The sequence below is a fragment of the Alloalcanivorax balearicus MACL04 genome (assembly GCF_025532145.1).
GTDB lineage: Bacteria > Pseudomonadota > Gammaproteobacteria > Pseudomonadales > Alcanivoracaceae > Alloalcanivorax > Alloalcanivorax balearicus.
Genome location: NZ_ARXS01000035.1, coordinates 20,708 through 44,375 on the forward strand (window position 1 = coordinate 20,708; position 23,668 = coordinate 44,375).

Consider the following 23,668-nt stretch of genomic DNA (forward strand, 5'->3'; position numbering starts at 1 on the left):
TTACTCCTGGCGCGCCTGACGATGTCGCAAACCGACGAAGTGCAATCCGGCACGGGCCAACTCGATGTGCGTCAGTAACAGAAGCGTGCCGGCCAGGGTCAGCGCCACGCCCCGCCAGAACGCTGTGGTGGGCGCATCGCCCACGACACCGGCGTCGAGCGCGCTGGCAATCAGCGGGAGCAGGGCGCCCAAGATGGCGACACTGCCCAGGATCGCGGACCAGTAGCCCAGCCACCGCCACCAGGAGGCGGTGACACCGTGGCGATAGGGCGTAATAAGCAGGGCCACCCCGTGCAACCCCAGATAGCCGGCGGTGAGGCCCCACAGCAGGGGAAGCCGGTCGGCGCCGGGGCTATCCCAGAACACGGGCCCCATGTAGAGACCGGTTGCCACGGTGCCCAGCACGAAGGCGATAGCCGAGTGCCGCTGGGTAGGTTGAGCAGGTTGGACGACCATCACTTACTCCTACGGATCGGAAGCGGGCGCCGGCCAGGGCCAGGCGACCTCCCCGGGCTGGGCGTACTGGACCCGCTCGTACAGCGGGAACACGGTCGAATACCCGGGCACCGGTACCTGCTCACCGTCCGGGCTGCCCGCCAGGTGTGGATACACGTACATCACCAAATCGGGATTGGGCAGCCGGGGGAACTGACTGCGGATCTCGTTCTCCACATGGCGCGTGTACGGGTGATACGGCCCCAGGCCCTGCTCAGCGTCCGGCAACGGCCGGCGCAAGGTGTGCCGGATTTCCTGAAGGCGCGGGTGTTTGTTTTGAGACGTGTTTTGAGTCGATGACGCGGTAGAACCTGCGGACTGCCCGCCTTGGCGCCACAGGTCCGCCATGGTGGTGGCCTCATCCACCGGCATCAGTTTGTCCTGGGAAGTGGCACAACCACCCAGTCCGGCAAGGACACCGAGCACGGCGACCGCAGCCACCCGGGCACGCTGAGTACCGATTAATAAAGATAAAAAATCAATCAAGAGAAGGTTGGGACCAGGAGGATTGCGCATAGTGCACCTTTCGTCCTTCGGTTTCGTAGTCGATGGGAAGGGGGACGTCGATCAGCACGGAGACCGGTTGGCCGGGCGGCACGTAGACGGCATCGAACGTTTGACCGAACCGCTCTTGTATCCACTTTCGAGTCTCGGAGAGGCCCTCGGACGCGGACCGCCCCAAAATAAACTTGTCGGCGTTGCCGGTGAGGGCCGTGAAGGCGCCATTGGTGTCCATCTGAGTGCTGGTCTCGCCCATGGCGATGCCGTCAGCGGCGCCTTCCGCGCCGGCCATCAAGAACGTGGTCAGCAGAAACTCACGGGCATTGGTTTTGCGCTCGCCAGGAATACACGGCAGCCCGTGCGGCGTTGAGAGCGTACCAATCCCGTTTTTCTTAGATGAGGAATTGCCGTCATCAGGGTCATCCGGAGTAGGCACGGTACGCACCGTGCCGTCATCGAAAACAAACGTGATGCTATCGACTTGCCCGCGGACACAAGATAGCGTCCAGTCCCCGGTGGTGGTGCCGGCCAGGATGGCGCCCCGTACCTCGGGGATCTCAATGCCGTTGGCCGTTAAATTGTCTTTGCCCACAATGACGCGGAACGGGTAGGGATCGTTCACGGTACCGTCGATGGGTACACGACCGAGCAGCGCGGTCATGGCCACTGAGCCGGTCAGCGTCGAGTTTTGAGGAATGGTATAGACCGGGCGCACCGTACTGGGATCCGCCTTGCCCCGGATGCGGCTTTCCACGCTGTCGGCGGCCCGGCCCAGGACCTTCGCGCCGCCGGCGGCGGTATCCGACAAGGAAAAGGCAGAAGGAAACACCGATTCCCCGGTCTTTTCATCGGTGCGGGCGTCGGCCGGGTTGACCCAGACCAATCCTGGCGTGATGGTACCGGCCGCCCCCAGAGAACCGTTTCTCAGACCGCCGTCGCCCAGGCCCAAGCCAACGGGAAGCTCCTCTTGATCTGAGCCATCACCGCCGCGATCGGTGTAATGACGCAGTGTGTCCAGCTTGGACTCGAACGTCTTGAGCAAGGACTGGTCTTTTTCGGCCTCGCGCCGGCGCTCTTCGCGTAGCGCGGACTGGATGGCGCTGTCCACGTTGCTCGCCCGTTCAGACAATTGTGCATTCTGATCCCGCAACTTCTGACTCTCGGCCCGGGTGTCATCCAGTTCCTTGCGCATGGCGCGCATCTCGCCGACCAGGGTGGCGACCGTATCCCGGGGCGTATCGCCCTCAATGCCCAGCGCCTGGATCTCATCGTCCGTCAACGTCAGGGAGGCGTCCTTCTGCTCCGAGGCGCCGGAGGCCGCCGCGTCCGGGGTGTCGTCGCTATTGCAGCCGCGAATCACGATCACCAGCACCACGATGACAAGGAACGGCAGCAGGATTTTGAGCAACCCGTTACTTTTCAGCATCGGCCGCCTCCTTCGTTTTTTTTAATCGGCCTTCTTCAGCGTTTTTTTCGCTCTGGCGGCCGTCATCGGGCTGAGGCGACCGCTTCGGAGCGGGTGGGTAGAGTGCTTTCTCCAATCCGCCGCCCCGGGTGACCAGAAATACCGTGGTGGTGGACGTGGACGACGTTGACGGTCCCACGCTGGGGTGCATAAACGTGGCGGTGACGAACTCGCCCTGCAGGCGGCGTGGATCGAGCCCGAATTCCCGATTGGGATCCGGGTTGGTGATCTCCACCGCTGTGACCGTCAGCCCGCCGGCACGCCAGGCGGCCAGTGGCTGGGCTTGTAAGGGCAGCTCCCAAAACAGCGGTACCGTCTGTGAAACGCGCATGGGCACACGGCGCACGCCGGGCAGCGGTGCCACGGTGCGCAGGGGCGCGTACAGGGTTTGTGCAGCGTACCGCGTCAATCGAACCGGCAAGGGCGGCGCGTTCGACGCGTCAGGTGAAGACGCTCCCTCTTCGTTGGCCGACGTCTTCTTTTGCGCAGTGGACGTTGGTGGCTGGTCCCCGGAGACGACAATGCGAAGATCCTCGGCACTGGCTCCTTCCGTGGCGGCCAGGTCGATTAAAAAAATCTGGCCGGACTCGATGTCCTGGACCTGCACCCGTTGTGCTTCAAACTTCTTTTTCGCCATTAAATAAAGCGCGCCGCCGACGGACTGGACGCGCAGTACCTCGGGGTCAGCCAGTTCGGCGGGCAGCCCAATGCGCACATTGCGATCAATGAGGACAATACGTTCCTCACCGACGGGCAAGTCCACCGGAATGGGTTTGCGTTCCCAGTGATGGATCTCGACGGCGTAGGCCGGCGTCAGGGCCGCAGCGGTCGTGACCAACGCCGACAGGAAAACGAGAAGCACGCGTAGAGGGCGCGGGAATCGAAGGAGAGGGGGCATGATTTATTCCTCCGTTGAATCGGCGTTGCCGGTCGGGTCGTCACCGGTATCGCCACGCGGCACGGACAGCCGTTGCGGGGTATCGGCCAGGCAATCCAACTGCAACCCCCAGGGATTGCGTTCCGGGTCCACATCGGCGCGCACCACTCGAAGGGGATAGCGCACATAGACATCACGAACGGGCGTGCCGGCGTAGTGTTCATCGATGGCCAGATCGAGCGTAACGACCCAGTGGTCCCGATCCAGGATGGTAACCGCGTCTTTCCGGAGGCCACGCCCCGGGATCTCGTACATGCCCCGCACACGCCCCTTCAACTCCTGGCGGCGCTGACGAGCGGTGTAGTCGTTTTCCAGAGACACCTGGCATTGCGGGGTCAAATACGCGCTGTACGAGTGGAGGTTGCGCTTGTAGTCCACCTCGCCGTTGGCGGGCCAACGGTTCAGTTGTTGCCAGATATAGAACGCGAAGCTGTAGACGCTGCTGGGCGGCACTTCCCACCACTTGCGGGTGCTACCGGAGCGCAGATCGGGCGGGTTGTGGATGGTGAGATCCTGGGGCGCGCTTTTCCAGCCCCACCACATCCCGCCGCACAACAGCAGCAACACGGCGACGATGACCCGCAACGTCAGGATGTGGGCATCGCGGGCGGACTGAGCGTGTCGAAATCGACTCATGATCCTGATCCCTTCCGGTTTTTTTGAGTGGGTTGAGTGGATGAAGCCGGGAGAGCACGGCGTTTGGCGCGCACCGAGGCGTACCGCCGGGTGCCGTAAACAGCGGACTGGGTAATAAAGCGGTGGCGGCTGGCGAACCCGCGCAAGGCGAGTGACCAGGCGATGCGGCGATACAGCCAGGTCTCCGGGCGGCCACGGCGTAGACGCCGTAACACGCCCCCTCCGAACCACACCACCGCCCCGGCACCCAACGCGCCACAGGTCGGCACCATGGCGATGCCGAACGCGAAGGCGGCGACAATGCCCGGAATCAATCCCACGGCAAAGCCGGTACCCGCCGCCAAGGCGACCTCCCGGCCGGTCATGCCCCGGAACACCACCGGAGCCTGATTGAGCCGGGAGGGCAAAAAGGTGATGGTGGGTGTGGCCATCGTGATCCGCCTTGAACCGATGACTTACAAAATTTCGGCGGCTTTGGTGGCCAGCCAGATCACGGCGACGATCAGGATGATGCCGACCACGATGGTGATCCCGAAGGCGCCCCACTGGCCCTTCTCGGAAGCCTCCTTGTACTTGGCGAGCGCCGATTGCCCCACGATATAGAACGCGACGGTGGCGATGATCAGCCCGCCCAGGATTGCGGCGTCGTACAGGTAGTTCTGAATGGTTTCCATCAAACCGCTGCCTTCCCCCCGGGTGGGTTCATCCATGGTGGGCAGCTGAGCCAGGGCGGGCGATGACGTGATGCCCACGGTCAGCAGGGCCAGGACCCGGTAAAATAGCGTCTTGATCTCGTGAATGCGGTGACGGCTTTTTTGGAACACGGGATGGAACAAACGATTCATCGTAACAATCTCCATAGAGTAGTGAGCGCAGAGCAGGTGAAAGGACGACTTAAGAAAGAAAAACCCAGGACAGCAGGAGGACGACCAGCGCGATGCGGATCACGGCGCCGCCGGCGATGGTCCCGAGCACGCGATTGGTGGACCAGCCGCGAAAGGTGCTGATGTAGGCCCACGCCGCCCACAGCAGCACGGCGGTGCAGCCGAGGCCGGCGATGACCAGGGCGAACAATGCCCAGGACTGGCCGGCCCCAACTTGAAACGCGGAAGCGGGATCCATACGTCACTGGCGCTCCACGGCTGTGTCAGTGAGATAGTCACCGGAGAGCGGCGTTGGGCGCCGTGGTGGCAAACGCGGGGGCGCCATGTAGGACTCAATGCCGTCGATAACGATTTGCAGATCGCGATGCAGGGCGTCCACATCGAGGAAAACCCGTTGGCCGGCGCGGAAGGCGTGGGCATCGGTCTGGTGACGGACGGGCCGAGAGGCGAGCCGATCGACCACCCGTTGCAGATCCTCCAGCCGCTGTTGGAGCAACGCCAGATCCCGACGCTGTATGGCGTCGTTAACGTCACTGGCGACGGCAACACGAGAGGCGCCACCGCCGATCACTAACAGCAAGGCGGCGGCGATGACTCGGAGGGTGTTTGTACGGGACGGTAACGACCACTTAGAAGACCTGAAAAGCATGCCCGGTCAGTCCTGTGATGAACGTGATGACGGCAGGCTAGAAAAAGGAGGGGACGGGCGGAACGGATAATCCCAACGTCCCGACGTGGCTTTTTATTTTTAAGGTGACATAACCCGAGATGGAGAGGGGAGTCTGACCGTTAAAGGTATTTTTTGAATGATCCGACAGTGATACTAACGATCAGCCCAAACAGGCTGGCACAGGGCAATAAAAACACATTGGGATGGATGGACCAGGGCACACTCAAATAGAGTAACCAGCCGGTGATGAACACCGGCCCGGCCCAGCGTTTGGCGTGGTGATAGATAAAGGCACTCTCTCTTCCTGCACCGAACTTACGCAGATCACGACGAACCAGCCCGTCCACAAACCCCACCAGCGCCGCCATCACGAACAGCGGAAAGGTCAAAAATAAAATCACGGCGCGCACCAGGATCACCAGCGCAATATAGACGGCGGCCAACAGGTAGGTCGCCACGGTACCCAGCCAACCGGATTCGCTGGAATACTGCATCAGAGCGGGCCCAATACCTGTTTTAATCAGAACGGTATCGAAGGCCGCTTCCACGGCGGTTTGTACCGTCACCACCGGGTTGGACAGCAACAGTGATCGCGTAAAATGGCTGTCCAACCAGCCGACTTCCGTATGCATCATGTGCAAGGCGTGCTCGGCCCCGGGCTGGTCCCACCACTGGAACGCCATCCCCACCCACTCGATCAGGACCGCCGAGATAATCGAGAATAAGAGAACCGCAACGATCCGGAAGGGTAGCCCCAGCAGCCGGGACAGCAGACCAGGCGGCGTGCGGCGGCCGTGCCTGGATTGAGTCGATTGAGCCGTCGTTTCCGCCATGGCCTACGCCTCAGTCCTCATCAACGCCGTCGTCAACCTCACCCAAGCTATCCGAGTAGCCGGATGCGACCTCAAAATCCCCCTCCCAGTTTGCTTTTTGGGGCGCAAGACTCCCCGCGGATGAGGCCGGCGTTGTCGGCACACCAACGTCACCCGCCGGTGGTGTAATCTGGATGGGCGCGGGCATCACCGTTTCCCACCAATGATCGCCGGTGTGGTATTTCTCGCGCATGCGTGACGCCAGATCCGTGATGCCAGCAGGGATCTCCTTGCCCGTGTCCGGTAGCGGCAGGGGCATCCGGATCTTCCACAGTTGCCCGCCTTCCAGGAGCGCGAACGCCTGGCCTTTGGGGAGTGAAACGACATCGGCCGGTTCGATCATGGGTACCTGCACGGTGGAGACCCGATCGCCGCCAGAGCTGGAAAAATCCTGGTCGGTGTCGACATTACTGTTGTCCGAGGTCATCGACATCAGCATGCGTTGGTTGATGGAGACCTTTCTGAGTTGCCGGGTCAGTAGCTCCGCGGTTCGGTCCTCCCGAACGCGCAACATGATCACATTATTAAAGTTGCCCACCACCTGGCGGGCTTTCGCGGCATTGCCAATGCGCGCCTCAATGTCCGACAGCGTCTGGGTGTAGGCCGTCACCTGGATTCCGGCGCCCCCACCTTTGTTAATCAAGGGGATGAACTCCTCGCCCATTAATTCATTGAATTCATCGCAGTGCAGGTTAATGGGGAGTTTGCCGGCGCGACGTCCGATATCAGGCAGGCCATCATCGATGCCGTGCTTGTAGATGTGGCCGGCCATACTGACCAGATCCGCGAACATGGAGTTGCCCACGGCCTGGGCGACTTCAAAGTCGCTCATGGCATCCAGCCCGATATACACAATCCCACGCTGGCGAATAACCTGACGCCAGTCGAAAATGGGGCGTTTGTCTTCCAAGTCGGTGTAGTCCGGGCTCAGCAACTCGGCGGTTTGGCCGGTGGTGAGTTTCTCCAGCAGCGGCAGCAAACTGGCGACGATTTTATCGAAGTAGGTTTTGTCGTAGCGGACGGCGCTGCGCAGGCCCTGCAGCACGGTATCGGCTACCGGATTACTCTGTAGATACAGTTCAATGGCCACGACTCGGGGATGACGGCCCTGCATGTTGCGAGGAATCGTCTTGGGATTGAGTTTTTTCTCCTCCTTTTGGATCTGCTCCCAGGCGGTTTGATCGTATTGGGTAAGCACCGCGACGCAGTACTCGATCATGATGTCATCGATGTTGATGACGTCGGCCAGGATTTGCTCATAGGTGGGACGCTGCCCCAGAGCATGCCGGGCCCGGGCCACGATATTGACAAACCGCCAAGCGAATTCCCGAAACGCGGCACTATTGCCTTCACCGGACAACTGCCCGGAAATGCGCGTGGCCACCTCGGAGATCCGCCCGAAGCGCCCCACCGCGTTGTACCGTGCCGATAACGCCGGATACCCCAGATGAAAAATATGAAACGCGTCGCCTCGCCCAGCGCGGTGCGCTTCGATGTACATGCGCATCATGAGGTCCGCATCCCCCTTGGGATCGAAGCAGATCACCACATCGCCCCGGTGGATATCCTGAGTGATCAGTATCTCCGCCAATCGTGTCTTGCCGACTCGGGTGGTGCCTTCCACCAGGGTATGGCCGACCCGTTCGCCCAGTGGCAGGTACACGTCCCGCTCACGGGGCTCAACGGCGTGCAGCGCGGGCAGGCCGCCCACCGGCGGTAGTGGCCTGACGGGATTGAGCGGGGTATCCGCGCTGAGCAGTTGGATGACTGGAGCGCCCCAGGTGTAACGATCCAGTCGGTTTTCCCAGGCCCGAGCCAGCTGGTAGGGGAGAGACGGTTGCAGGTACGACTGCGTCTCGGGCAACTGTGCTTCATAAAGCCGGCGAGTGTGGATCGCCTCCCAGCGGAACCCTTTGCCCAGCCACAATTGGCGTTGGCTCACCGGGATCTGCCGTGACGTGAGACTGAACCGGGGAAGGCGCTTCATATTGCGACGATAGCGCCAGATCCGCCACGCCTGCCGGCCCCGGATGCCCCCGAACACCAAAAAGCCGGCGGCGGTGCCGTAACCGATTGAAGGCGTGAGGGCGATGGACCAGGGGGCCCAGAGGCAGAGGATCGCGCACCCAAGGCAAGTGCCTGCCGTATAGGCTTCCACGGCAGGGCGCAACAAGGACTCAATAGGGTGATCCTGGCTCATGCCGCGTCTCCGATCACTCGATCACGCGCACGCCCTTGGCGCGGCGTGCGGCTTCCACCTGGTCCCGCAGCTGCTGGCGTTTGGACTCGGTGTCGGGAACGGCCTGGAGCAGGATGCGTGGCGTTGATCGGTCCGACCCCAGTACATAGAGGTTTCCCAAACCCACCAGTCTCAAAAAGAAGGGAGCGGAGAGGCCGGTGTCTTCGATGCGGTACAGCTCCACTTCCTCGGTGTGGCGGGTGAGCACGCCGAACTCAATGCGCAAATGCCGCGCCGTCAGGGTGTAGCGCGTACAGCGCACCACCAGGTAACTCCAGAGCGCGGGCAGCACGAACACGAGACCCACCATGGAAAATGGCCAGGGCAAGCCAACGACAGAGAGTGGCACCGCCATCGCGACCACGAAAAAGGTGGGCACGTTCAGCCACTGGCTGGGACGGGTTTTCCAGATGAGGTCGTCGCTGTGGGATGCAGAGTCGGTGGTCATGGCGGTCTCCGGTCACTGTTCCAGTCGGGTGGGGGTGATCAGCACTGGGTAGTGGTCGAGGCCAAACCGTTCTGCCAGATCGTCACCGGGGATCGGACGCAGTTCCAAATCCGGTGCCTGTTCGCGCAGCGCGGCGAGATCCTCAGCGGTCGCCACGTTCACCACCATCCCCACGGCCCGCAGTTCAACCAGCCGCTCACGGCGTTGCGTGAGCCAGCGCACCGAATCCGGATCCGTGCCAATCAAAAAAAACGGGGTGGTGCCTGGGGGTAGGGAGAGCGTCCGAGGCGTGACGGGCCCGACACTCAGCCGTTCGGACACCACGGGCAACATGTCTGCCTCAGTCGCGGCCCGGTCCAGCACAGTGTCCGGCGTTGCCGCGACAAAGCCGTCTTCTTCATCCACCTGCGCCGCGCCGATAGCCACGTAGTAGGGCTGAGCGGGCTGCCCGCCTTCATCGGCAATGACCGTAAGCGGTGACTTCACTTGTGCGTGTACGGCGGTGGCGGTCGTGATGAGGGTGAACAGCGTGATGAGCGGGCGGATCAACATGGGGCGCAGCCTTGCAATCAATTAAAAGGAAAACTCGTTGGTGTAAGTGGGGTGTCCTGGTGGTGCTGCTCTTTCAGCCGTCGTGTCGCCTTGCCCGCCCTGGTGCACCAGGAAGACGGTGGCGCTGTTCAGCGCCTTCATTTCGGCCAGGAACGCGCGGCGGTAACGCTGCGCTGGTGCGCCACCGGCAGGGCGGTGATAGCGCCCGGCCGCGCGGCCCCAATCGCCGTTGTTGCCGTGGTCATCCTGGTCAAAGCGCTGACGCAGCAGGGCGGCGGTGGCGTCCAGATTGTCGTAGGGATCCAGGGCGTCGCAGGGATCGGAGAATCGCCCCTCGCTACCGAACAGCGCCGGATTCCAGCGAATATTGAGCTGTCCCAGCCCCACGTCGATCACCCGCGTTGTTTTTAAGGCTTGATTCAGCGCCTGGCAGGCCTGGGTCCGGTTGGGGTAACGGTAGCCCCGGCCGGAAATATTGAGCGTCCAGGGCCAGGGCCGTTTGCCCACGTTGAGTGAGGTACCGGACTCGGTGTGGGCGAGGGCGTACAGCACCACGGGAGGCACCGCATGGCGCAGAGCCGCGGCGGTATACGCCGGCGGCACCGCCTTGCTCAGAGGGTCTTCGTTCAGGCCGTTGGCGCCGGCGGAGAGCGGGGCGAGTGTCACCAGGGGGGCAAGCACACGAAGGGCATGATGGAAAAGCTCAAACCAAGCACGCATGCCACTACTCCCTCGTGCCAACGGTGGTACCCAGCACTCGGGGCAAATCGTTCTGACCGATCCCATCCGGCGCGTGATTGAGGGTGATGTGCCCGCGGCGCACCCGGTCCGCCGGAATCGATAAAGACTGGGCCCAATCGCGAATAGCATCGTCGTTGCTTGCGCCAACGACATAGATGTCCAGCGCCGCCAACGCGCCGGAGGTGACCTGGCTTACCAGCCGACGCACGGTCCGATCGCACGCGGCGCAGCGCTCAAGAGCCGTGAAGACACGCGGCCGCTGCCCATTCTGTAAGAGGGTCTGGGCGAGCGTATCCGTCTCAGCGGTCCTTCTGAGCGAGGTATCGTCAGCGATGGCCTGCTCATTGGGGTACAGCCGGGCAAAGGCGTCGTCATAAGCGCGTTGGAAGGCCAGCAGCCGTTCGACCCGGTCGTGTTCGATTCGGGCAAGCTGCTCGGCATAGCGTTGCCGCTCTTCGTCGGTCCGTGCCTCGATCCCGAGCAACGTCAGCGGATCCAGCGTGTCGGATCGGTAGCCGTGCATGCCCTGCATCAGAGTTTCGTAACGGTTCCATTCCGTTTGAGAGAGCCCCCAGATTTGGGCTTTTCTCTCTTGGGTGAACTGGTGCTGCGTCTCGGAGCGGTCCGTTGACTGGCGCAGGGTGTTTTGCGGGTTGGAAGAAGGGGCCCCGTTCGCGCCGTCCGTGGCGGCGAACACTGGGGCAGGGGTGGTGAGCGCCACCGGAAAAATCAGGAACATTGAAGCCAACAACGAGAACGGGACAGACCGGATCATGGCGGTGACCTACGGCGCGGGATCAGAAGAGGAAAACGGGACAGTGACGGTCTCCCGACGTACCTTAAACGTGGCAAATCGCTCTGAAATACCACTGAGGGTCCAGCCCTGGTACTGGTCCCCAATGGCCATAAAGCGGATGTCGGCCAGGCCGGTGGCGGAACGAGGGGTGACGCCGATATAGTCAATGCCGCCCCGCGATTCCACGCCGGTCAGCAGAAACGGTGCGGTAGGCCGATCCCGTCGGGCCGCGGCGCGAGAGGAGGCGGTGCGTGCTCTTTGGGTGGCCACGGTGGTGACTTTTTTCTCCAGCGTCTCCAGGTGTTCATTGGCCTCGTTGATGCGGGCCTCCGCTTTTTCCATCCGCGCCGTAAGCGCGGCCATTGATGCCGCTACCTCTGCGATGTGCGCCGCCATGGCGTCATTCAGATCCTGGGTCTTGTACTGAAACTCCTCGAACAGATCGCCCTGTTGCTCCTCCAACGCGCTCAGCCGACTTGAAACGGCGGTAGTAGGGGTGTCTGCGGGGGCGGCGTCACCATCGGATACGACGGGCGCGGTGGTCGGATTAACGTCGCCCATGCCAATACCGATCTCTTCGACGCTATCCAGATCGGCGGACGGCGCCGACCCCACGGGCAAGGCCCCGTCTACGCTGGCCGAGTCTCCAGCGTCGGGCGAGGCATCGTTGTTGTCATCAGAACCGCCACAACCGGCGATAAAGGACGCCACCAAGAGCACCGTGGCGCCGGCTGGAAACGATGGAAACCGCATCATTCACTCTCCTGTTTTTTTAAGCTGGAGTTCAGGTTGGCTTTCATACGCGCTTGGTGGGCATGCTCGGAGGCGCAATAAGGACAGGCCGCGCTCGCTGTCGCCGATTCCCCGGTATCAGGGTGTGCCGCTGAGGTTTTGGTTTGGCGGGTTGGGCTGCTTTCTTCGATCTCGCCAACGTGGGTGGGGAGGCGAGCTCGAAAACACACTTCCCGGCGTCGCGGATCTTGCTGGAGCACCCAAGCCGGCCCGGCCAGGACCTGCAGGGCCTCGTGCAATGAGGCGGGGCCCAGATTCCGGTGCGTGAGCGGCAACGGCTGATTCGCCAAATCCGAAGGCACCCCATCACACAGGTGATACCCCGTGCCCGCCAGCAGGTGCACGAGGGCGTCTTTCACCGTGACTGACAGCGTGCTGGGGATGGCAACGCGAACGACCTGGTCGATCAGCTGTTGCTGGCCGGAGGATGTGCCCAGTTCCCATAACTGGTAGCGTCCGGTGCGGACCACCTGGGGAGCGTCTGAGACTCTTTCCATCATGTACAGATCGGGTGACGCATCCGTCAGGCCATTGGCCGCCTGAGTTTGCGAGGGTACGGGGGATTCCGGTGCGTTGGACGCCGCCGACGTGGCTTGATCCGGGGGTATCGCCGAGCAGGCCCCCAGCAGCAGGGCGAGGGGCAGGCTGAGCACTGAAACAATCGAAAGAGGGGATCGGTTCATGGACGGTCCAGGTGTGTGACGAGTCAACGCCTGAAACCGTGCCGAAGCGGGTCGGGGCGAACAACGCCTAATCCGTGGGCACGCCGTTGCAATTTACGGGGTGGGTCAGTTATCGGCGATCGATCCCGGAAACAGGAACGGCGATAATGGTGGCGATGGCGGAAATAAAAGAGGGCGCCAGAGGCGCCCGTGATGGAAGGTTGCGGGGGATAATCGTCATTGGGGGAGATTGTACTCAGGGAGATCGCCACACCCGAGAGGACAGCAATCCGGATCGAACCCATGACGGCAGGCCCCATCGTCCATCCAGTCCTCCCGCATGGCCTCCAGCTCGACCCGGGTGACGTAATCGAACTCTCTGGCGACGTTGAGAATCACGGCTTTCGCTGTCGAATCCTCTGTCGTTGCCAGCAGTGCATCCACACGCTGAGAAAACTGCTCCTGGTAGACCTCATAGGATGAGCCGCAACGCTGTGTTGCTTCCTTCGCCAGGTCTTGAAGCTGTGCTGTGATGGCGGCTGGCGTCGTGGTGTGAGTGGAATCAAACATGGTGGTTCTCCTGTATCGATTTATGTTGATGAAGTACAGAGAAACACCACGCACTCGCAGAACGAGACGCCCCATTGGGGATAGTGTTTCCCCGCAGGGTGAGAGAAAAGGTGGGGCGACAAGCGCCCCGATGTGTTGATGGATGATGAAGGTCAGGCTTCCTCCTCAAGCAAATGAGGCCGCCATTGTTCAATAAGGGCCTGGAACTCGGCCTTCAACCCGAGCGTGTCCGGATAGTGTTGCCGCCGGCACAGGAACCGAATCACCACCTGCATGGCCTGGGTGATCTCGTCATCCAGACCCCACAGATCGGTGAGATCAAATGCCCCGCACGATGCGCTGTTCCACCAACTCAGTAAAAAGTTGGCGACCCGGCCGCTCTGTCCGGTGTTGGATTGAGCGAGCCGGATCAGGTAGGTCAACGCCCAGTATTCCTCGGGAGTGAGAATCGGATGAGCATCATGATCGCCTGAGCCCATTCGCCGATCTTGGTGCCGTTTCAGGCGCCGTTCCTGGGTCCCGGATAGCTCACCGGCCCAGTAACCGCAATGCGCACAGCGTACCGCGATGATGTTGCCGTCGACCAGATGGTCGGCTTCGTTGCCACAGGACGGGCATGTCGAATGATAGATGTTCATAGAACCTCCGTGGACGTAGACGGCGTGAGTGCATGGACATCAGCGTGTACTAGCTGCTGCTCGTAGTCCGACTGAATCGAGTCAAGAAACCCGCGACAAAATTGCCGTCGCAGATCCGCGATACGACCGAGATCCCCCGGCAGCACCAGACGAAACCGGCCGGCCATGTAGGCACAGTGCCGCGCGTGGATTTGGGCAGCGGGGCTGCCGGTGGTTTTCCAGCGAGTGAAATGATCGACCGCGGAGCGGGCGTAGAAGGTGCCGCGAATCACACGGTGTTGTAGATCGAGATGGGACATGGTCGTTCTCCTTAACGATAGGGATCGAAGACGGAGAACCACCCGTCACCAATGGTGACGTCCCTGACGGGAACGTGATGCCCCGTCGAGGGTGAGGGTGTTGATCTTAGCCGAGTTAAGGCGTTTGTTTTTGCGTCCAGTTGCTCGCTTTGAGCGCCGCCTCGGCAGCGCCTCGGTTCGGAAAGTATTCTTCCGATTCCCGCGAGACGGGACCGAGTTCGTCACTGCCGGTGCCGATGTAGTAGCCGGCGCCGCTGTGCATCACACGGAGAGGTAGGGCTAAGCCGCAGTATGTCACGGCGAGGTATCCAGCCTGTTCAGTCTGCTTCTGTTGCATGGCCTTTCTCCTAGACGTTTAAAAAACACCGAGAAACACCACACAGACGTGTGCCCTGACGGGAAAGTGGCTCCCGGCTAGGGTAGGGGTAAAGGTTGGGAGTGAAACGGTAAAAGGAGGCTGTAAATCAGCCGAAAATTTTCAGGACGGCGACGATGGCACCAATGATGGTAAACCCCTGAACCAGCATCGCTTGATACAGGCGACTCAGAATCCGGCTTTCCACCAAAGCAATCTCCTTTGTAACCAGAGTGATGTCTTGCTTCGTTGCCAGATGGGTTTCCATATCAGTTTCCAGCGCTTCGACAACGGCCTTGGCCTTATCGGGCTCGACGTTGACGTTACGTAATGCCTCATACAGCGCGAAAGGCGCCTTGGCGTTCATGGCGTTCCTCCAATAAGCTCAGGGAACGCTATCCAGGGATAGGTCCCCGGATGGGTAGTAAAAGCAGGATCGAAGCCAAAAGGCCGCCCCATTGCACGATCCGGGTGGGGCTTGAAGGGCGCTGCGTTGACCGGCAGCACGGTATTGCCCGTTAATCTCAGCAAAGCTTGGCGAGTTCGTCAATACTCGACCGATTCCCCATTCGTTTTTAACTGGATCAGGACCTCCCAGTGAGACACCTTGATGTTCGTCGATCACCGCAACGATCTGTATCAGGAGGGCACATGCAAGGTATTCACAACGGCTCAGGGAAAGAGTCAGGGCAAAGCGCACCAGTGGCGCTGATTCTCTTCGTGGTCGGTGAGTGGGCCTTGCTCGGGCTCCTGACCCAGCAATCCACACTGCTTGGGTTCTACGGGGTTTTGCTGGCATTCACCGCACTGATGCCGCTGTTTTTGGTAGGGGCAAGGCGGCGTCTTGTTGAGGGCAGGGGCTCACGATGGCGTGCCGCTGTGGTTATGGCGGTGCACCTGATCTGGTTGGTCGGTACCCTCATCGTTTGGCGGTATCTGGCGATCACGCATTCGATGCTCTTGACGGCGGATACCGTCAGCCCCCAGATCACCTTCGGGTTCTACAGTGTCACCGCGCTGACGGGGGCTGCCGTCGGTGTGTTTCTGGCGGGCTGTGTTCGACAGCGTCGGTTACTGTTTGAGCTGCTCAAGCATTCCGGGAAGCACCATCACCGCAACCACAACCGCAATCGCGGCCAGGACTAACCACACCATACCAGAACCCTTCATCTCCCAGTCTCCACCGCTACACAATTGGGTACCAGAATGCCAAGTAAGGTTCGACAATTCCATACCCGCATCGACGCGGAGCTGCTCGATCGTTTCCAGCACGCCTGCACATCACGTAACAAGCAGGCGTCTGAGGTGGTACGGGAGTTTATGCGCGATTACGTTTTAGAATGGGAAGCGGAGGTGCGAAGAGGATGTTCCGAAGTAGAGCTTATTCGTCGAATCGCCAGCCTTGAGGCGCAGTTACGTCGCACGAAGGTCGAAGAGTAATGTCGATCGCCGTAAAAAGGCGATTACGGTTCATGCGGTTCATGGCGGTCTCCGTTACGTCAGGCTGCGGGCCCCGATGGAACCCGTGTCCGATAGAGTTGCTCGTAACTAATCGAAACTCAGCTGTACTTTCCCATCCCTCAGGGTAGCCTTCGCATCGTACTTCTTCCCCGTTTTTTTTGAGACCAGTCCCTTCAGGGCCACCGTCTTGCCCGCCAGGAGTCCACCGGCCTGGTTGACCGTCAGTTTTTTCCCGAACGTGGTTTTCCAGACCGTGTTACCGCAGGCAGTGCAGCGCCAGCTCTTGGCGGTCTCGGCGGCAGGTCCACCACACTGGCAGGGCAATGCAGTGTCCTTCACGGTGGCCGCCAGGGCGGACAGGGTTTGCCCCTTGGCGTACGTCACCACGGTGTTGAGCCAGTCCAACTGACGCCGCATGAAATCGTCCAGGGTGCCGGTACCGGTGGCGATGTCTTCCAGGGCCTGCTCCCAGGCGGCGGTGGTATCGGGATTGGTGATGGCACTGGGCAACGCGTCGATCAACTGACGCCCCTGCTCGGTGGACACCAGGTGGCCCCGTTTTTTTTCAATGAAGCCCCGTTTTTTCAGGGTCGCAATGATGTTGGCCCGGGTGGCGCCAGTGCCCAGGCCGGCTGTGTCACGCAGAACGGCACGCAGCTTGGGATCGGTCACCATCTTGGCGATGTTTTTCATGGCCGCGATCAGGGTGCCGTCGGTGTAACGGGCCGGTGGTGTGGTCATCTTGCGTTCACACTCCACGGACTGGATGGCGCAGGGCGTTCCTTCTGGCAGTGCCGGAACAGTGGCGTTGTCGCCACTGCCGTCTTGTTGATCGTCGCCGTCCTGCGGCGTCGATTTTGAGGAGGGAAACAACCGGGTCCAACCCGGCTCGACGGTGGCTTTTCCTTTGGCCAGGAAAGGATGGCCTTGAACAGACAGGGCCAGCGTTGTCACATCGTACTGATGATCCGGGAGGAACTGGATCAGATACTGCCGCCGAATCAAGCCATAGACTTGCCGTTCCGTCGTGGAGAGACGGGTCAGATCGACGGACGCCACCGTGGGAATAATGCCGTGGTGCGAGGCTTGATCAACTTCTTTGTCGCTCCATGCCTTTGTCTGCCGATTCAGATTCAGCGACGGCCTTATCGAGGCCAGCTCCGGTTCCATGGCCAGGACCGCGCGCAGCACCTCGGGCGCCTCGCTGTGCATGCTGGTGGGCAGATGCCGGCACTCCGTTCGCGGATAGCTGGTTATTTTATGGGTCTCATACAGCGCCTGGGCGGCCTCCAGGACCTGATCGCCGGACAGATCAAACCGCTTCCCGGCTTCCTGCTGCAGGCTGTTCAGATCGAAGGGCAGCGGCGGCGGTGCCGCCTTGCGTTCCTTCTTGCTATCCGTGACCTGAGCCTGTGCACCCGTCACAGAGCACTGCTGCGCCACGGTGCGGGCCACGGTCTCATTGATGCAGCGGCCCTGGCTGTCGCAGTGTTCTACTGGCGGCTGCCAATGAGCCCGGAATGCCGGTGCCGATACGCCCTGGGGCACCAGGGTGCTGGTGATCGTCCAATAGGGAGAGGGCTTGAACGCTTCAATGGCTCGGTCCCGATCGACCACCAATCGTAGCGTCGGTGTCTGGACCCGCCCCACGGATAGCACACCCTGGTAGCCGGCGTGTCGTCCGAGGACAGTGTAGGCTCGGGTCAGGTTCATGCCCACCAGCCAATCAGCCCGGGCGCGGGCCATCCCGGCCAGATACAGCGGCTGCGTCTCCACACCGTCCCGCAATTGAGACAGCGCTTTGCGGATGCTCGCGTCGTTCAGTGCGGACAACCAGAGGCGCTGCACGGGGCCTCGGTAGCCACACAGCGCCATCACTTCCCGGGCGATCACCTCGCCTTCACGATCCGCGTCGGTGGCGATCACCAGACGCGAAGCGCACTCCAGCCATTTTCTTATGACGGTGAACTGGCGTTGGGCACTGGGCTTCACCACTAAACGCCATTGCGCCGGAATGATGGGTAACGTGTCCAAGGCCCAGGACTTCAATGCCGGGTCATAGGCCTCCGGCGGTGCCATCTCCAAGAGATGGCCAAAACACCAAGTCACGACCACATCTTCCGATAGTGTGCTTCGGCAGCCATCGCCTTTGCGTGTGGCCCCGAGCACCCGGGCAATGTCTTGGCCTTGTGAGGGTTTTTCGCAGAGATAGACCGTGGTCATGCGACTCTCCAAAACAGCGAAAAAATGGAAACGAAATAAAATGGATACCCCGTTAAAAAAAGCACCGGCCGTGTTGGGGGGGGAGGGAGGCCGGTGCCGAAGCGTTAATCGTTGCAATCGAGACCATCAAGAAGAAAGAGGGGAGCCCGGAGGCGGTCTCCCCTGGCAGATCACAGCCCCTGTGTTCAGCGTTTGGGCGAGTCCAGAGCCGATTAAACCGGCCTGAAACCAACCCGAGGTGCGGGTGCCTGCTCTGCCTGCCAGTACGCCCCCGAATGCTGGGCCGGTTTTACCCCACCGCTGGCTGGGGGATAGTGATCGGCGGATACCGGGAGACGCCCAAGACGCCAAAGGCATCAAAAGGGTCAGAACGCCCCGGCACCCGTGTCATCGAAAGAGGATTGTGGATCCGCATGTTCCTGGTCCGCCGGCGCGCCTTGCCCGGCGGACGCTTTCGGGCGCAGTGTCACGCTTTCAAGGCGGGCCAGCTCGAGCGTGACGTTGCGCGCGTTGACCTCTTGAGACGTCATCGCCTCGCCGTCTTTTTCCCATGGCCGCTCCAGTAGTGTCCCCTCCACGCGAACGCGCATACCCTTACGCAGAACGCGAGCCACGTGTTCAGCCCGGTTGTCCCAAACGGATACGGTTAGCCAGCAGCCGCCTTTGTCCACAAAACCACCGTTGCCATCGGGAACGGAGTGATCGAAGAAGACCCGCATGGATGCGACCTTACGGTCTTCGCCGTTGACTTCGACGGTACGCAGTTCCGGGGCGGAACCGAGATTGCCTGAGCCGGTGATTCTGATTGCCATACCGATTTCCTCAGTGATGAGCGGTTGAACAGGGTGGCCGTGGTGACGGCGTGTTGATGGTCAGGCTGAGGGAGCAGGCCATCGCCCTCAATACAAAAACCGTCTGGCAGCGGGCGGGATTTATGTATCGATGCATCACGAGCGCCGGCGGCGTTTCACGGCGGGAATGCGACACTGCCAGGCGCCGCTCTGTTCACCCCAGGCGAACGGATCCATACCGAGTCGATCACGCAAACAGTGCCGCAGGCGCTCGTTCGGCCAATGTGCGCCACTCAAGGCAGTGTGAAGGGCAGGGCTGCTGATTTGGCTGTCTTTTTGAAGTTGGTAAACGGGGTAGCCCTCGACCTTCAGCAGGAACAGCACGCTGTACTTGAAGGGAATCCCGAGACGATGGTGGGTGCTGAGCAAGAGCCGAGCGTCGCTTGCGTCCATAATTGAGAGACTCTCATCTTGGAGTTGCAGGCACGGCCCAGTGACGCTACGACGTCACGCCCTTTTTTGCCGACACTTCGGGGTAGAAGGCTGTCCCACGTTTAAAACATCGCCTCTGGCAACGGGGGCAGCTTTGACTTTGGGCGCGGGAAGGCCGCGCCTTACTTCGTCTTCCATCGGGCCGTGCCTGCCCCTTCATAATGACGCGCCGCCTGATCTCGATCAGGGATAATCGTTTATCCCATCGGATGTTTTTTCAGGTCACGGGTCATCTCCCAATGGAACCGCGGTGCGGCTTCGCACCGGTTGGGGATAGTCGTGACAGAAGTCGTCTTGACACACCCGACATTGCCGACAGAATGGCTGGTGTCACGGTGGGTGGCCCGTGGTGGGATACGTTGGCGCGGACGATGACAGGTCCGGTGTGAGGCTGGTGCTCCCTGAATCGTGCTGTCCCTGGCGTCTCGAACATGCTGGCTCTATCTGATTCTACGACGGGGCGCCTGACCCACCCACCGTGACACTCCCGTGTTGCTCTGACATCCCGTCCCGATTAAGAGGCGGGTGCCAGACACAGACCGTGTTTCCCCAGGATGTTGGCCGGTGCGCGTTCGGCCAGGTCTTCCAGCGTCAAGGTCTCGATGTTGGCGGACTCGGTGCGAGCGTCCAGGGCGGTCAAGCTGAACGCGCTCATCCAGAGATGCCCCTCTTTTCCAGCATGCGGCTCCAACGTCATCACCACGAGCAACTGGGGTTGGTACCCGGTCCAGCCGCGCACTTCGTCTTTATCAAACTCGAACACGAGTTGGTCACCATCGAGTTCACCCGGTGCGGAAACGGGAAACTCGCCAAAGGCGTTGGAGCGCAAGCGAGCAATATAGGACGGATTACGCTTTTCGGGATCGTCGACTCGGATGTCCAGGTGCATATCCAGCGCAGCGGGCAATCCACTGCCGGGCATGCACTGATCGCCCAGTGTGCCGATGTATTGACCCTCGAAACGCGGCGGGTTGCCGCACGCCGACAGTAGAACGGATAAGATCAGAAGCGTCGTGAGGTAAAGCTGTTGTCTGGCTGAAACGGTCATGTATCACCTGTGTGTCACGTGGAACAAAAAAAAGGGATTGATGGCGCACTATCCATACCCGCGCTCTTTACCTTGTTTACTCATAGCACCAATGGCACTGACGTTGGCGAGCCAATCCTGCAACCGCTGACGCTCGTAATGGCGCAGTGACAGCGTCAGGTTGAGATCCAATCGTTGGCGCTCGAACTTCAGATAGTGGGGCCGGGCGGATTCGGGCAGTAGTTGCAATAGCAGAGCCCCGCCTTCGCTGGCGAGGTTGACCGGATGATTGAGCCCGGCCGGGATGTCCTGGCCGCGCCAGTGCCGATGACTGGAGCGGCGCCACCGGTACAGTGTCATGGTGCGATTGGGGTAGCGCACCAGGTAGAAGGGGGACCGGGGAAACCGCTGCCGAAACGCTTGGCACAGATTTTTGCCGTCCAGTTCCGCCTGGGCGATCTGTTGCTCCAGCTCTGCCAGTCGACCCCGGACCTGATGAACACGGTATGCCGTCATAGATAAAACGCCTCGTTGCCCCCTTACCCTTAATTAAGGGTTTAAACCCTTTAAAGGGGAGTTTGTCAGAAAATGGGGGACCTGCGTTGTCAGAAAAACCCGAGGGTGTGTTGTCAGATAACTTGGAATAACTGCGCCAGCCATCGGTCCCAGTCCGTCGCTGAGAAGGTGTCTACAGTGTAGACAGCCATCGGTCCCAGTCCGTCGTGACGCGCAATGGCTGCTTCAATCAATCCAGCTCGCTGCCGTCCGGCTTTTCTGCCGCAGCGTCTTTATTATCAGGCTTGGTTTCCTCTGGCGCAGTCTCAGGGACCGAAGTCTCAGCTTGTCCTCTGAGTGGCGGGGCATGGGCCGCCCGCAGTTCGCCGCTGAGAATCTCATCAGGCAGCTCCCCCATCAATTCGATGGCACGCTGACCTTTCTGGGTGGCTTGCCGCACATCATCCCGGGTGACAGCCAAATGCCGGTATCCTTGAATGGTGGCAAACAACCGCCGGACACCCCGGCCCGACTCCTCCAGATGACGCTCGAAGGTCTCTCGATTCATCAAGCCGACAAAACGGGCTGTCATGATGGCCAGCACCAGCTCGTCCAGATCCGCGAGAAGATAGGCGCCTTGGTAGGCGTAGGGCGTGCCAAAGCTCAATTCCACGACGGCGGGCTCCAGGGAATGAGCGAGGGCGATATCCATCGCAGGCGCCCCTTCCAAAAAGCGGTCGATATGCTGGCGCAGCCCCTGGATCTGCTCACGCACGGCATCCGTTTCCTGCTCGACGCGGAGCAGCCACCAATCCGCATAGGGGTCGTCGTTACCCGCAGCGGTCCACAGCTGCCGTGTCATGGCCGCGTACCGGTAAAGGCCAACGATAGCGGGCGTGCCACTGGCAGGATCTGAGCGCCGGCCATGGATCAGTCGTTGCGCCACCCGGGTCTGAATTGTCATGCGGACGCTGTTGGTCAGCCGCCCGGGTTCGATGGGGCTACCGCCAGAGGAAGGGCTTGAGGTAGGGGAGGTATGAGAGGTGTCGTTGGACGTGGGATTATCGGCCATGGCGTCGCTCACTCGGTCTATCACAGTGTTGTCAGACGCCACTGTAAAGATTTGAATGCAGGAAAGACGCCGATAATCGGCGCTCCGATCGATTCTATTTTCCGTGCCGGGCGATTGACGTCCATGTTTTCTCTAACCGGTTATGTTCTACCTTTTCCGAACAGTACGATGAGAATGATGATCCCGGCGAAAAGGGAGAACACGTTGGGCCAGATCACTTGGCATAGGATCCCGGCGATGACCGGCAAGCCTACAATCCATGTCTCAGGGGCTCGCCACCAACCCGAGACAGCGGCCTTGGTGATGACAAGAGCGAGCACCATGGACATGGCAATGGTGATTGATAAGATCGTGTCCAGAGTCATCTCTCTGGTGCTCATTTTTAAGAAAACCAGTCCGACGACTGTGCATTCAGGGGACTGGCGTGGCACTCGATATGGTCACAGTGGAACGTATCACAGGCGATCTGCACGAACCGAAAGACCGAACGGAGTGTGGGGAACTCACACACATAGACAGGATCGTTCGGCGATTCGGACTCTCGGGATAGCCGCAACGACTGGCCCAACGTCAGCCCGATTTCGGCGACCGTCTCTCCGGCGTCGTCCTCCAGATGCAGCCAGGCATACGCCCCCTGGCATTCGCGGTAATCGGGCTTGCCGTCGTAGGTATTCAGCGACAGGGTTAAGGCGGATTCGCTGTGACCGAGATCTTCGATAACGGCGTTCAGGTACCGGGTGATATCCTCTGTGGTTGAGGTAATGCCATTGCCTGGGGCCAACTCCGTCAGTCCGTATTCTCCCTTGGCATACGCGGTCAGCGTCATTTCGATAGTGACCTTTTCGCCGCCATCCGGATCATGGACTTCTCGGATAAAGGTGTAGGCGCCAAGCCCCGTCCACACCACTTCGACCTGCTCAATAGCGGCGTCTCGGGAAGCCGGAAGCTCGTGCAACGCCCAGTCGCTGCCGTTCGGCCGCTGCAACAGGATCCAAACCGAGGGCCACGCGGTTCGTTTCGGGGCCTCGGTTTCTTCAGTTTCTAAAGACAGGCCTTCCTTAAGGTCAATGAACGTTTGACGACGTTGGTCCGCGAGTTGCTCAGCGCGAACCCGTTTCCGATTGATCCTTCGCGCTGCGATGAGGTCCCGGCGCCGTGGCAGATAGCCTGCTTGAAGTCCTTGGGTCAGAAAAACGTGCACTTCGGGGTTCAATTGCGACAAACGAATGAGTTGCGCCACGCCTCTGGGCGTCGCCAGATCGTAATCATCACGATCGGAAAACCTGGCTACAATGAACGCAATACCGAAGACACCGGCTAAGATCGCGAAGGGATTGGTATACATGGCCCAGACGCCGTCGCTGAGCAAGGCGCCGGATTCGATGATCCCAGATACGCTGGACATCCATCCCACAAACCCAATGAGGAGGCCAATCAGAAAAAGACCTTGTGTCTCCGATCCCGCCAATGCCCGTCTCAAACACGCGGCTCGGTCACTGAGTATCCGATGCGGCCGTTTTTTAAGTGGGTAAGCGGATTAAATGGTTGATCTTAC

At 60.6% G+C, this 23,668-nt stretch carries 31 protein-coding genes; 1 reads left to right on the plus strand and 30 read right to left on the minus strand.

Annotated features, from left to right (window positions below):
• From MA04_RS19800 to MA04_RS19905, 22 genes are all read right to left on the minus strand, one after another.
• The gene (locus tag MA04_RS19800) at positions 1-456 is read right to left on the minus strand and encodes a hypothetical protein (protein WP_233926270.1); all 456 of its coding nucleotides are present in this window, start codon (positions 454-456) and stop codon (positions 1-3) included.
• 9 nt (positions 457-465) lie between these two features.
• A complete protein-coding gene (locus tag MA04_RS19805) occupies positions 466-936 on the minus strand; it encodes a TIGR03751 family conjugal transfer lipoprotein (protein ID WP_233926271.1) in 471 nt (156 codons plus the stop codon).
• A gap of 37 nt (positions 937-973) precedes the next feature.
• Positions 974-2,422 carry a TIGR03752 family integrating conjugative element protein gene (locus MA04_RS19810; RefSeq protein WP_262462403.1) on the minus strand — a complete coding sequence of 483 codons (1,449 nt, stop codon included), beginning with the start codon at positions 2,420-2,422 and terminating at the stop codon, positions 974-976.
• A complete protein-coding gene (locus tag MA04_RS19815; RefSeq protein WP_262462404.1) occupies positions 2,409-3,359 on the minus strand; it encodes a TIGR03749 family integrating conjugative element protein in 951 nt (316 codons plus the stop codon). The genes MA04_RS19810 and MA04_RS19815 overlap by 14 nt, the downstream gene beginning before the upstream one ends.
• A 3-nt stretch (positions 3,360-3,362) precedes the next feature.
• On the minus strand, positions 3,363-4,034 hold the full coding sequence (locus MA04_RS19820; protein ID WP_262462406.1) for a PFL_4703 family integrating conjugative element protein: 672 nt from the start codon (positions 4,032-4,034) through the stop codon (positions 3,363-3,365).
• Positions 4,031-4,465 carry a TIGR03750 family conjugal transfer protein gene (locus MA04_RS19825; protein ID WP_233918372.1) on the minus strand — a complete coding sequence of 145 codons (435 nt, stop codon included), beginning with the start codon at positions 4,463-4,465 and terminating at the stop codon, positions 4,031-4,033. Before MA04_RS19825 ends, MA04_RS19820 begins: the two co-directional genes overlap by 4 nt.
• Before the next feature lie 24 nt (positions 4,466-4,489).
• Positions 4,490-4,879 carry a TIGR03745 family integrating conjugative element membrane protein gene (locus MA04_RS19830; protein WP_063139769.1) on the minus strand — a complete coding sequence of 130 codons (390 nt, stop codon included), beginning with the start codon at positions 4,877-4,879 and terminating at the stop codon, positions 4,490-4,492.
• 49 nt (positions 4,880-4,928) lie between these two features.
• Positions 4,929-5,156 (minus strand): TIGR03758 family integrating conjugative element protein, encoded by a 228-nt coding sequence (locus tag MA04_RS19835; RefSeq protein WP_063139770.1) that lies wholly within the window; start codon positions 5,154-5,156, stop codon positions 4,929-4,931.
• Positions 5,157-5,159: 3 nt separating this feature from the next.
• On the minus strand, positions 5,160-5,567 hold the full coding sequence (locus tag MA04_RS19840) for an integrative conjugative element protein, RAQPRD family (RefSeq protein WP_063139771.1): 408 nt from the start codon (positions 5,565-5,567) through the stop codon (positions 5,160-5,162).
• Between the two features lie 140 nt (positions 5,568-5,707).
• Complete coding sequence (locus tag MA04_RS19845; RefSeq protein WP_063139772.1) at positions 5,708-6,421, minus strand: TIGR03747 family integrating conjugative element membrane protein; 714 nt, start codon at positions 6,419-6,421, stop codon at positions 5,708-5,710.
• A gap of 10 nt (positions 6,422-6,431) precedes the next feature.
• Positions 6,432-8,660, minus strand: coding sequence for a type IV conjugative transfer system coupling protein TraD (gene traD / locus MA04_RS19850; RefSeq protein WP_262462412.1), 2,229 nt, complete (start codon positions 8,658-8,660; stop codon positions 6,432-6,434).
• Positions 8,661-8,673: 13 nt separating this feature from the next.
• On the minus strand, positions 8,674-9,147 hold the full coding sequence (locus tag MA04_RS19855) for a PH domain-containing protein (RefSeq protein WP_262462414.1): 474 nt from the start codon (positions 9,145-9,147) through the stop codon (positions 8,674-8,676).
• Positions 9,148-9,159: 12 nt separating this feature from the next.
• Positions 9,160-9,699 carry an integrating conjugative element protein gene (locus MA04_RS19860; RefSeq protein WP_262462416.1) on the minus strand — a complete coding sequence of 180 codons (540 nt, stop codon included), beginning with the start codon at positions 9,697-9,699 and terminating at the stop codon, positions 9,160-9,162.
• 21 nt (positions 9,700-9,720) lie between these two features.
• A complete protein-coding gene (locus MA04_RS19865) occupies positions 9,721-10,419 on the minus strand; it encodes a transglycosylase SLT domain-containing protein (RefSeq protein ID WP_262462417.1) in 699 nt (232 codons plus the stop codon).
• Between the two features lie 4 nt (positions 10,420-10,423).
• Positions 10,424-11,215, minus strand: a complete 792-nt coding sequence (locus MA04_RS19870; RefSeq protein ID WP_262462419.1) for a TIGR03759 family integrating conjugative element protein — start codon at positions 11,213-11,215, stop codon at positions 10,424-10,426.
• A 9-nt stretch (positions 11,216-11,224) separates the two neighbouring features.
• Complete coding sequence (locus MA04_RS19875; RefSeq protein WP_262462420.1) at positions 11,225-11,992, minus strand: hypothetical protein; 768 nt, start codon at positions 11,990-11,992, stop codon at positions 11,225-11,227.
• Positions 11,989-12,711: a PFGI-1 class ICE element type IV pilus protein PilL2 gene (pilL2, locus tag MA04_RS19880; RefSeq protein ID WP_203384964.1), complete on the minus strand. Its 723-nt coding sequence runs from the start codon at positions 12,709-12,711 to the stop codon at positions 11,989-11,991. Before pilL2 ends, MA04_RS19875 begins: the two co-directional genes overlap by 4 nt.
• A 216-nt stretch (positions 12,712-12,927) precedes the next feature.
• Positions 12,928-13,260 (minus strand): CcgAII protein, encoded by a 333-nt coding sequence (locus tag MA04_RS19885; RefSeq protein ID WP_203384963.1) that lies wholly within the window; start codon positions 13,258-13,260, stop codon positions 12,928-12,930.
• Between the two features lie 152 nt (positions 13,261-13,412).
• Entirely contained in the window at positions 13,413-13,898 is a 486-nt protein-coding gene (locus tag MA04_RS19890; protein ID WP_203384962.1) for a DUF7673 family protein, read from the minus strand.
• Positions 13,895-14,197: a hypothetical protein gene (locus tag MA04_RS19895; RefSeq protein ID WP_203384961.1), complete on the minus strand. Its 303-nt coding sequence runs from the start codon at positions 14,195-14,197 to the stop codon at positions 13,895-13,897. The genes MA04_RS19890 and MA04_RS19895 overlap by 4 nt, the downstream gene beginning before the upstream one ends.
• Before the next feature lie 115 nt (positions 14,198-14,312).
• Positions 14,313-14,534 (minus strand): hypothetical protein, encoded by a 222-nt coding sequence (locus MA04_RS19900; RefSeq protein WP_203384960.1) that lies wholly within the window; start codon positions 14,532-14,534, stop codon positions 14,313-14,315.
• Positions 14,535-14,661: 127 nt separating this feature from the next.
• Complete coding sequence (locus tag MA04_RS19905; protein ID WP_203384959.1) at positions 14,662-14,919, minus strand: hypothetical protein; 258 nt, start codon at positions 14,917-14,919, stop codon at positions 14,662-14,664.
• Positions 14,920-15,203: 284 nt separating this feature from the next.
• On the opposite strand from MA04_RS19905, the gene MA04_RS19910 reads away from it, so the two are divergent.
• Entirely contained in the window at positions 15,204-15,698 is a 495-nt protein-coding gene (locus tag MA04_RS19910; RefSeq protein ID WP_203384958.1) for a hypothetical protein, read from the plus strand.
• A 402-nt stretch (positions 15,699-16,100) separates the two neighbouring features.
• Here MA04_RS19910 and MA04_RS19915 read toward each other — a convergent pair whose 3' ends face one another.
• The 8 genes from MA04_RS19915 to MA04_RS19950 form a co-directional block, all read right to left on the minus strand.
• Entirely contained in the window at positions 16,101-18,236 is a 2,136-nt protein-coding gene (locus MA04_RS19915; protein WP_262462423.1) for a DNA topoisomerase III, read from the minus strand.
• 365 nt (positions 18,237-18,601) lie between these two features.
• Positions 18,602-19,048 carry a single-stranded DNA-binding protein gene (ssb, locus tag MA04_RS19920; RefSeq protein ID WP_163126764.1) on the minus strand — a complete coding sequence of 149 codons (447 nt, stop codon included), beginning with the start codon at positions 19,046-19,048 and terminating at the stop codon, positions 18,602-18,604.
• Between the two features lie 135 nt (positions 19,049-19,183).
• Positions 19,184-19,480 (minus strand): hypothetical protein, encoded by a 297-nt coding sequence (locus MA04_RS19925; protein WP_163126765.1) that lies wholly within the window; start codon positions 19,478-19,480, stop codon positions 19,184-19,186.
• Between the two features lie 553 nt (positions 19,481-20,033).
• Entirely contained in the window at positions 20,034-20,567 is a 534-nt protein-coding gene (locus tag MA04_RS19930; protein WP_203384956.1) for a hypothetical protein, read from the minus strand.
• A gap of 48 nt (positions 20,568-20,615) precedes the next feature.
• Positions 20,616-21,062 (minus strand): hypothetical protein, encoded by a 447-nt coding sequence (locus MA04_RS19935; RefSeq protein ID WP_203384955.1) that lies wholly within the window; start codon positions 21,060-21,062, stop codon positions 20,616-20,618.
• A 229-nt stretch (positions 21,063-21,291) separates the two neighbouring features.
• On the minus strand, positions 21,292-22,113 hold the full coding sequence (locus MA04_RS19940) for a PFL_4669 family integrating conjugative element protein (protein ID WP_262462426.1): 822 nt from the start codon (positions 22,111-22,113) through the stop codon (positions 21,292-21,294).
• A 140-nt stretch (positions 22,114-22,253) separates the two neighbouring features.
• Positions 22,254-22,478 (minus strand): hypothetical protein, encoded by a 225-nt coding sequence (locus tag MA04_RS19945; protein ID WP_233926274.1) that lies wholly within the window; start codon positions 22,476-22,478, stop codon positions 22,254-22,256.
• A gap of 17 nt (positions 22,479-22,495) precedes the next feature.
• Positions 22,496-23,518, minus strand: a complete 1,023-nt coding sequence (locus MA04_RS19950; RefSeq protein WP_262462427.1) for a hypothetical protein — start codon at positions 23,516-23,518, stop codon at positions 22,496-22,498.
• Positions 23,519-23,668 lie beyond the last annotated feature (150 nt).

Excerpts from the sequence above, each read along its gene's own strand:
- MA04_RS19800 (WP_233926270.1), bottom strand. The coding sequence starts at position 456 with ATGGTCGTCCAACCTGCTCAACCTACCCAGCGGCACTCGGCTATCGCC.
- MA04_RS19810 (WP_262462403.1), bottom strand. The coding sequence starts at position 2,422 with ATGCTGAAAAGTAACGGGTTGCTCAAAATCCTGCTGCCGTTCCTTGTC.
- MA04_RS19815 (WP_262462404.1), bottom strand. The coding sequence starts at position 3,359 with ATGCCCCCTCTCCTTCGATTCCCGCGCCCTCTACGCGTGCTTCTCGTT.
- MA04_RS19820 (WP_262462406.1), bottom strand. The coding sequence starts at position 4,034 with ATGAGTCGATTTCGACACGCTCAGTCCGCCCGCGATGCCCACATCCTG.
- MA04_RS19825 (WP_233918372.1), bottom strand. The coding sequence starts at position 4,465 with ATGGCCACACCCACCATCACCTTTTTGCCCTCCCGGCTCAATCAGGCT.
- MA04_RS19830 (WP_063139769.1), bottom strand. The coding sequence starts at position 4,879 with ATGAATCGTTTGTTCCATCCCGTGTTCCAAAAAAGCCGTCACCGCATT.
- MA04_RS19835 (WP_063139770.1), bottom strand. The coding sequence starts at position 5,156 with ATGGATCCCGCTTCCGCGTTTCAAGTTGGGGCCGGCCAGTCCTGGGCA.
- MA04_RS19840 (WP_063139771.1), bottom strand. The coding sequence starts at position 5,567 with ATGCTTTTCAGGTCTTCTAAGTGGTCGTTACCGTCCCGTACAAACACC.
- MA04_RS19845 (WP_063139772.1), bottom strand. The coding sequence starts at position 6,421 with ATGGCGGAAACGACGGCTCAATCGACTCAATCCAGGCACGGCCGCCGC.
- traD (WP_262462412.1), bottom strand. The coding sequence starts at position 8,660 with ATGAGCCAGGATCACCCTATTGAGTCCTTGTTGCGCCCTGCCGTGGAA.
- MA04_RS19855 (WP_262462414.1), bottom strand. The coding sequence starts at position 9,147 with ATGACCACCGACTCTGCATCCCACAGCGACGACCTCATCTGGAAAACC.
- MA04_RS19860 (WP_262462416.1), bottom strand. The coding sequence starts at position 9,699 with ATGTTGATCCGCCCGCTCATCACGCTGTTCACCCTCATCACGACCGCC.
- MA04_RS19865 (WP_262462417.1), bottom strand. The coding sequence starts at position 10,419 with ATGCGTGCTTGGTTTGAGCTTTTCCATCATGCCCTTCGTGTGCTTGCC.
- MA04_RS19870 (WP_262462419.1), bottom strand. The coding sequence starts at position 11,215 with ATGATCCGGTCTGTCCCGTTCTCGTTGTTGGCTTCAATGTTCCTGATT.
- MA04_RS19875 (WP_262462420.1), bottom strand. The coding sequence starts at position 11,992 with ATGATGCGGTTTCCATCGTTTCCAGCCGGCGCCACGGTGCTCTTGGTG.
- pilL2 (WP_203384964.1), bottom strand. The coding sequence starts at position 12,711 with ATGAACCGATCCCCTCTTTCGATTGTTTCAGTGCTCAGCCTGCCCCTC.
- MA04_RS19885 (WP_203384963.1), bottom strand. The coding sequence starts at position 13,260 with ATGTTTGATTCCACTCACACCACGACGCCAGCCGCCATCACAGCACAG.
- MA04_RS19890 (WP_203384962.1), bottom strand. The coding sequence starts at position 13,898 with ATGAACATCTATCATTCGACATGCCCGTCCTGTGGCAACGAAGCCGAC.
- MA04_RS19895 (WP_203384961.1), bottom strand. The coding sequence starts at position 14,197 with ATGTCCCATCTCGATCTACAACACCGTGTGATTCGCGGCACCTTCTAC.
- MA04_RS19900 (WP_203384960.1), bottom strand. The coding sequence starts at position 14,534 with ATGCAACAGAAGCAGACTGAACAGGCTGGATACCTCGCCGTGACATAC.
- MA04_RS19905 (WP_203384959.1), bottom strand. The coding sequence starts at position 14,919 with ATGAACGCCAAGGCGCCTTTCGCGCTGTATGAGGCATTACGTAACGTC.
- MA04_RS19910 (WP_203384958.1), top strand. The coding sequence starts at position 15,204 with ATGCAAGGTATTCACAACGGCTCAGGGAAAGAGTCAGGGCAAAGCGCA.
- MA04_RS19915 (WP_262462423.1), bottom strand. The coding sequence starts at position 18,236 with ATGACCACGGTCTATCTCTGCGAAAAACCCTCACAAGGCCAAGACATT.
- ssb (WP_163126764.1), bottom strand. The coding sequence starts at position 19,048 with ATGGCAATCAGAATCACCGGCTCAGGCAATCTCGGTTCCGCCCCGGAA.
- MA04_RS19925 (WP_163126765.1), bottom strand. The coding sequence starts at position 19,480 with ATGGACGCAAGCGACGCTCGGCTCTTGCTCAGCACCCACCATCGTCTC.
- MA04_RS19930 (WP_203384956.1), bottom strand. The coding sequence starts at position 20,567 with ATGACCGTTTCAGCCAGACAACAGCTTTACCTCACGACGCTTCTGATC.
- MA04_RS19935 (WP_203384955.1), bottom strand. The coding sequence starts at position 21,062 with ATGACGGCATACCGTGTTCATCAGGTCCGGGGTCGACTGGCAGAGCTG.
- MA04_RS19940 (WP_262462426.1), bottom strand. The coding sequence starts at position 22,113 with ATGGCCGATAATCCCACGTCCAACGACACCTCTCATACCTCCCCTACC.
- MA04_RS19945 (WP_233926274.1), bottom strand. The coding sequence starts at position 22,478 with ATGACTCTGGACACGATCTTATCAATCACCATTGCCATGTCCATGGTG.
- MA04_RS19950 (WP_262462427.1), bottom strand. The coding sequence starts at position 23,518 with ATGTCCAGCGTATCTGGGATCATCGAATCCGGCGCCTTGCTCAGCGAC.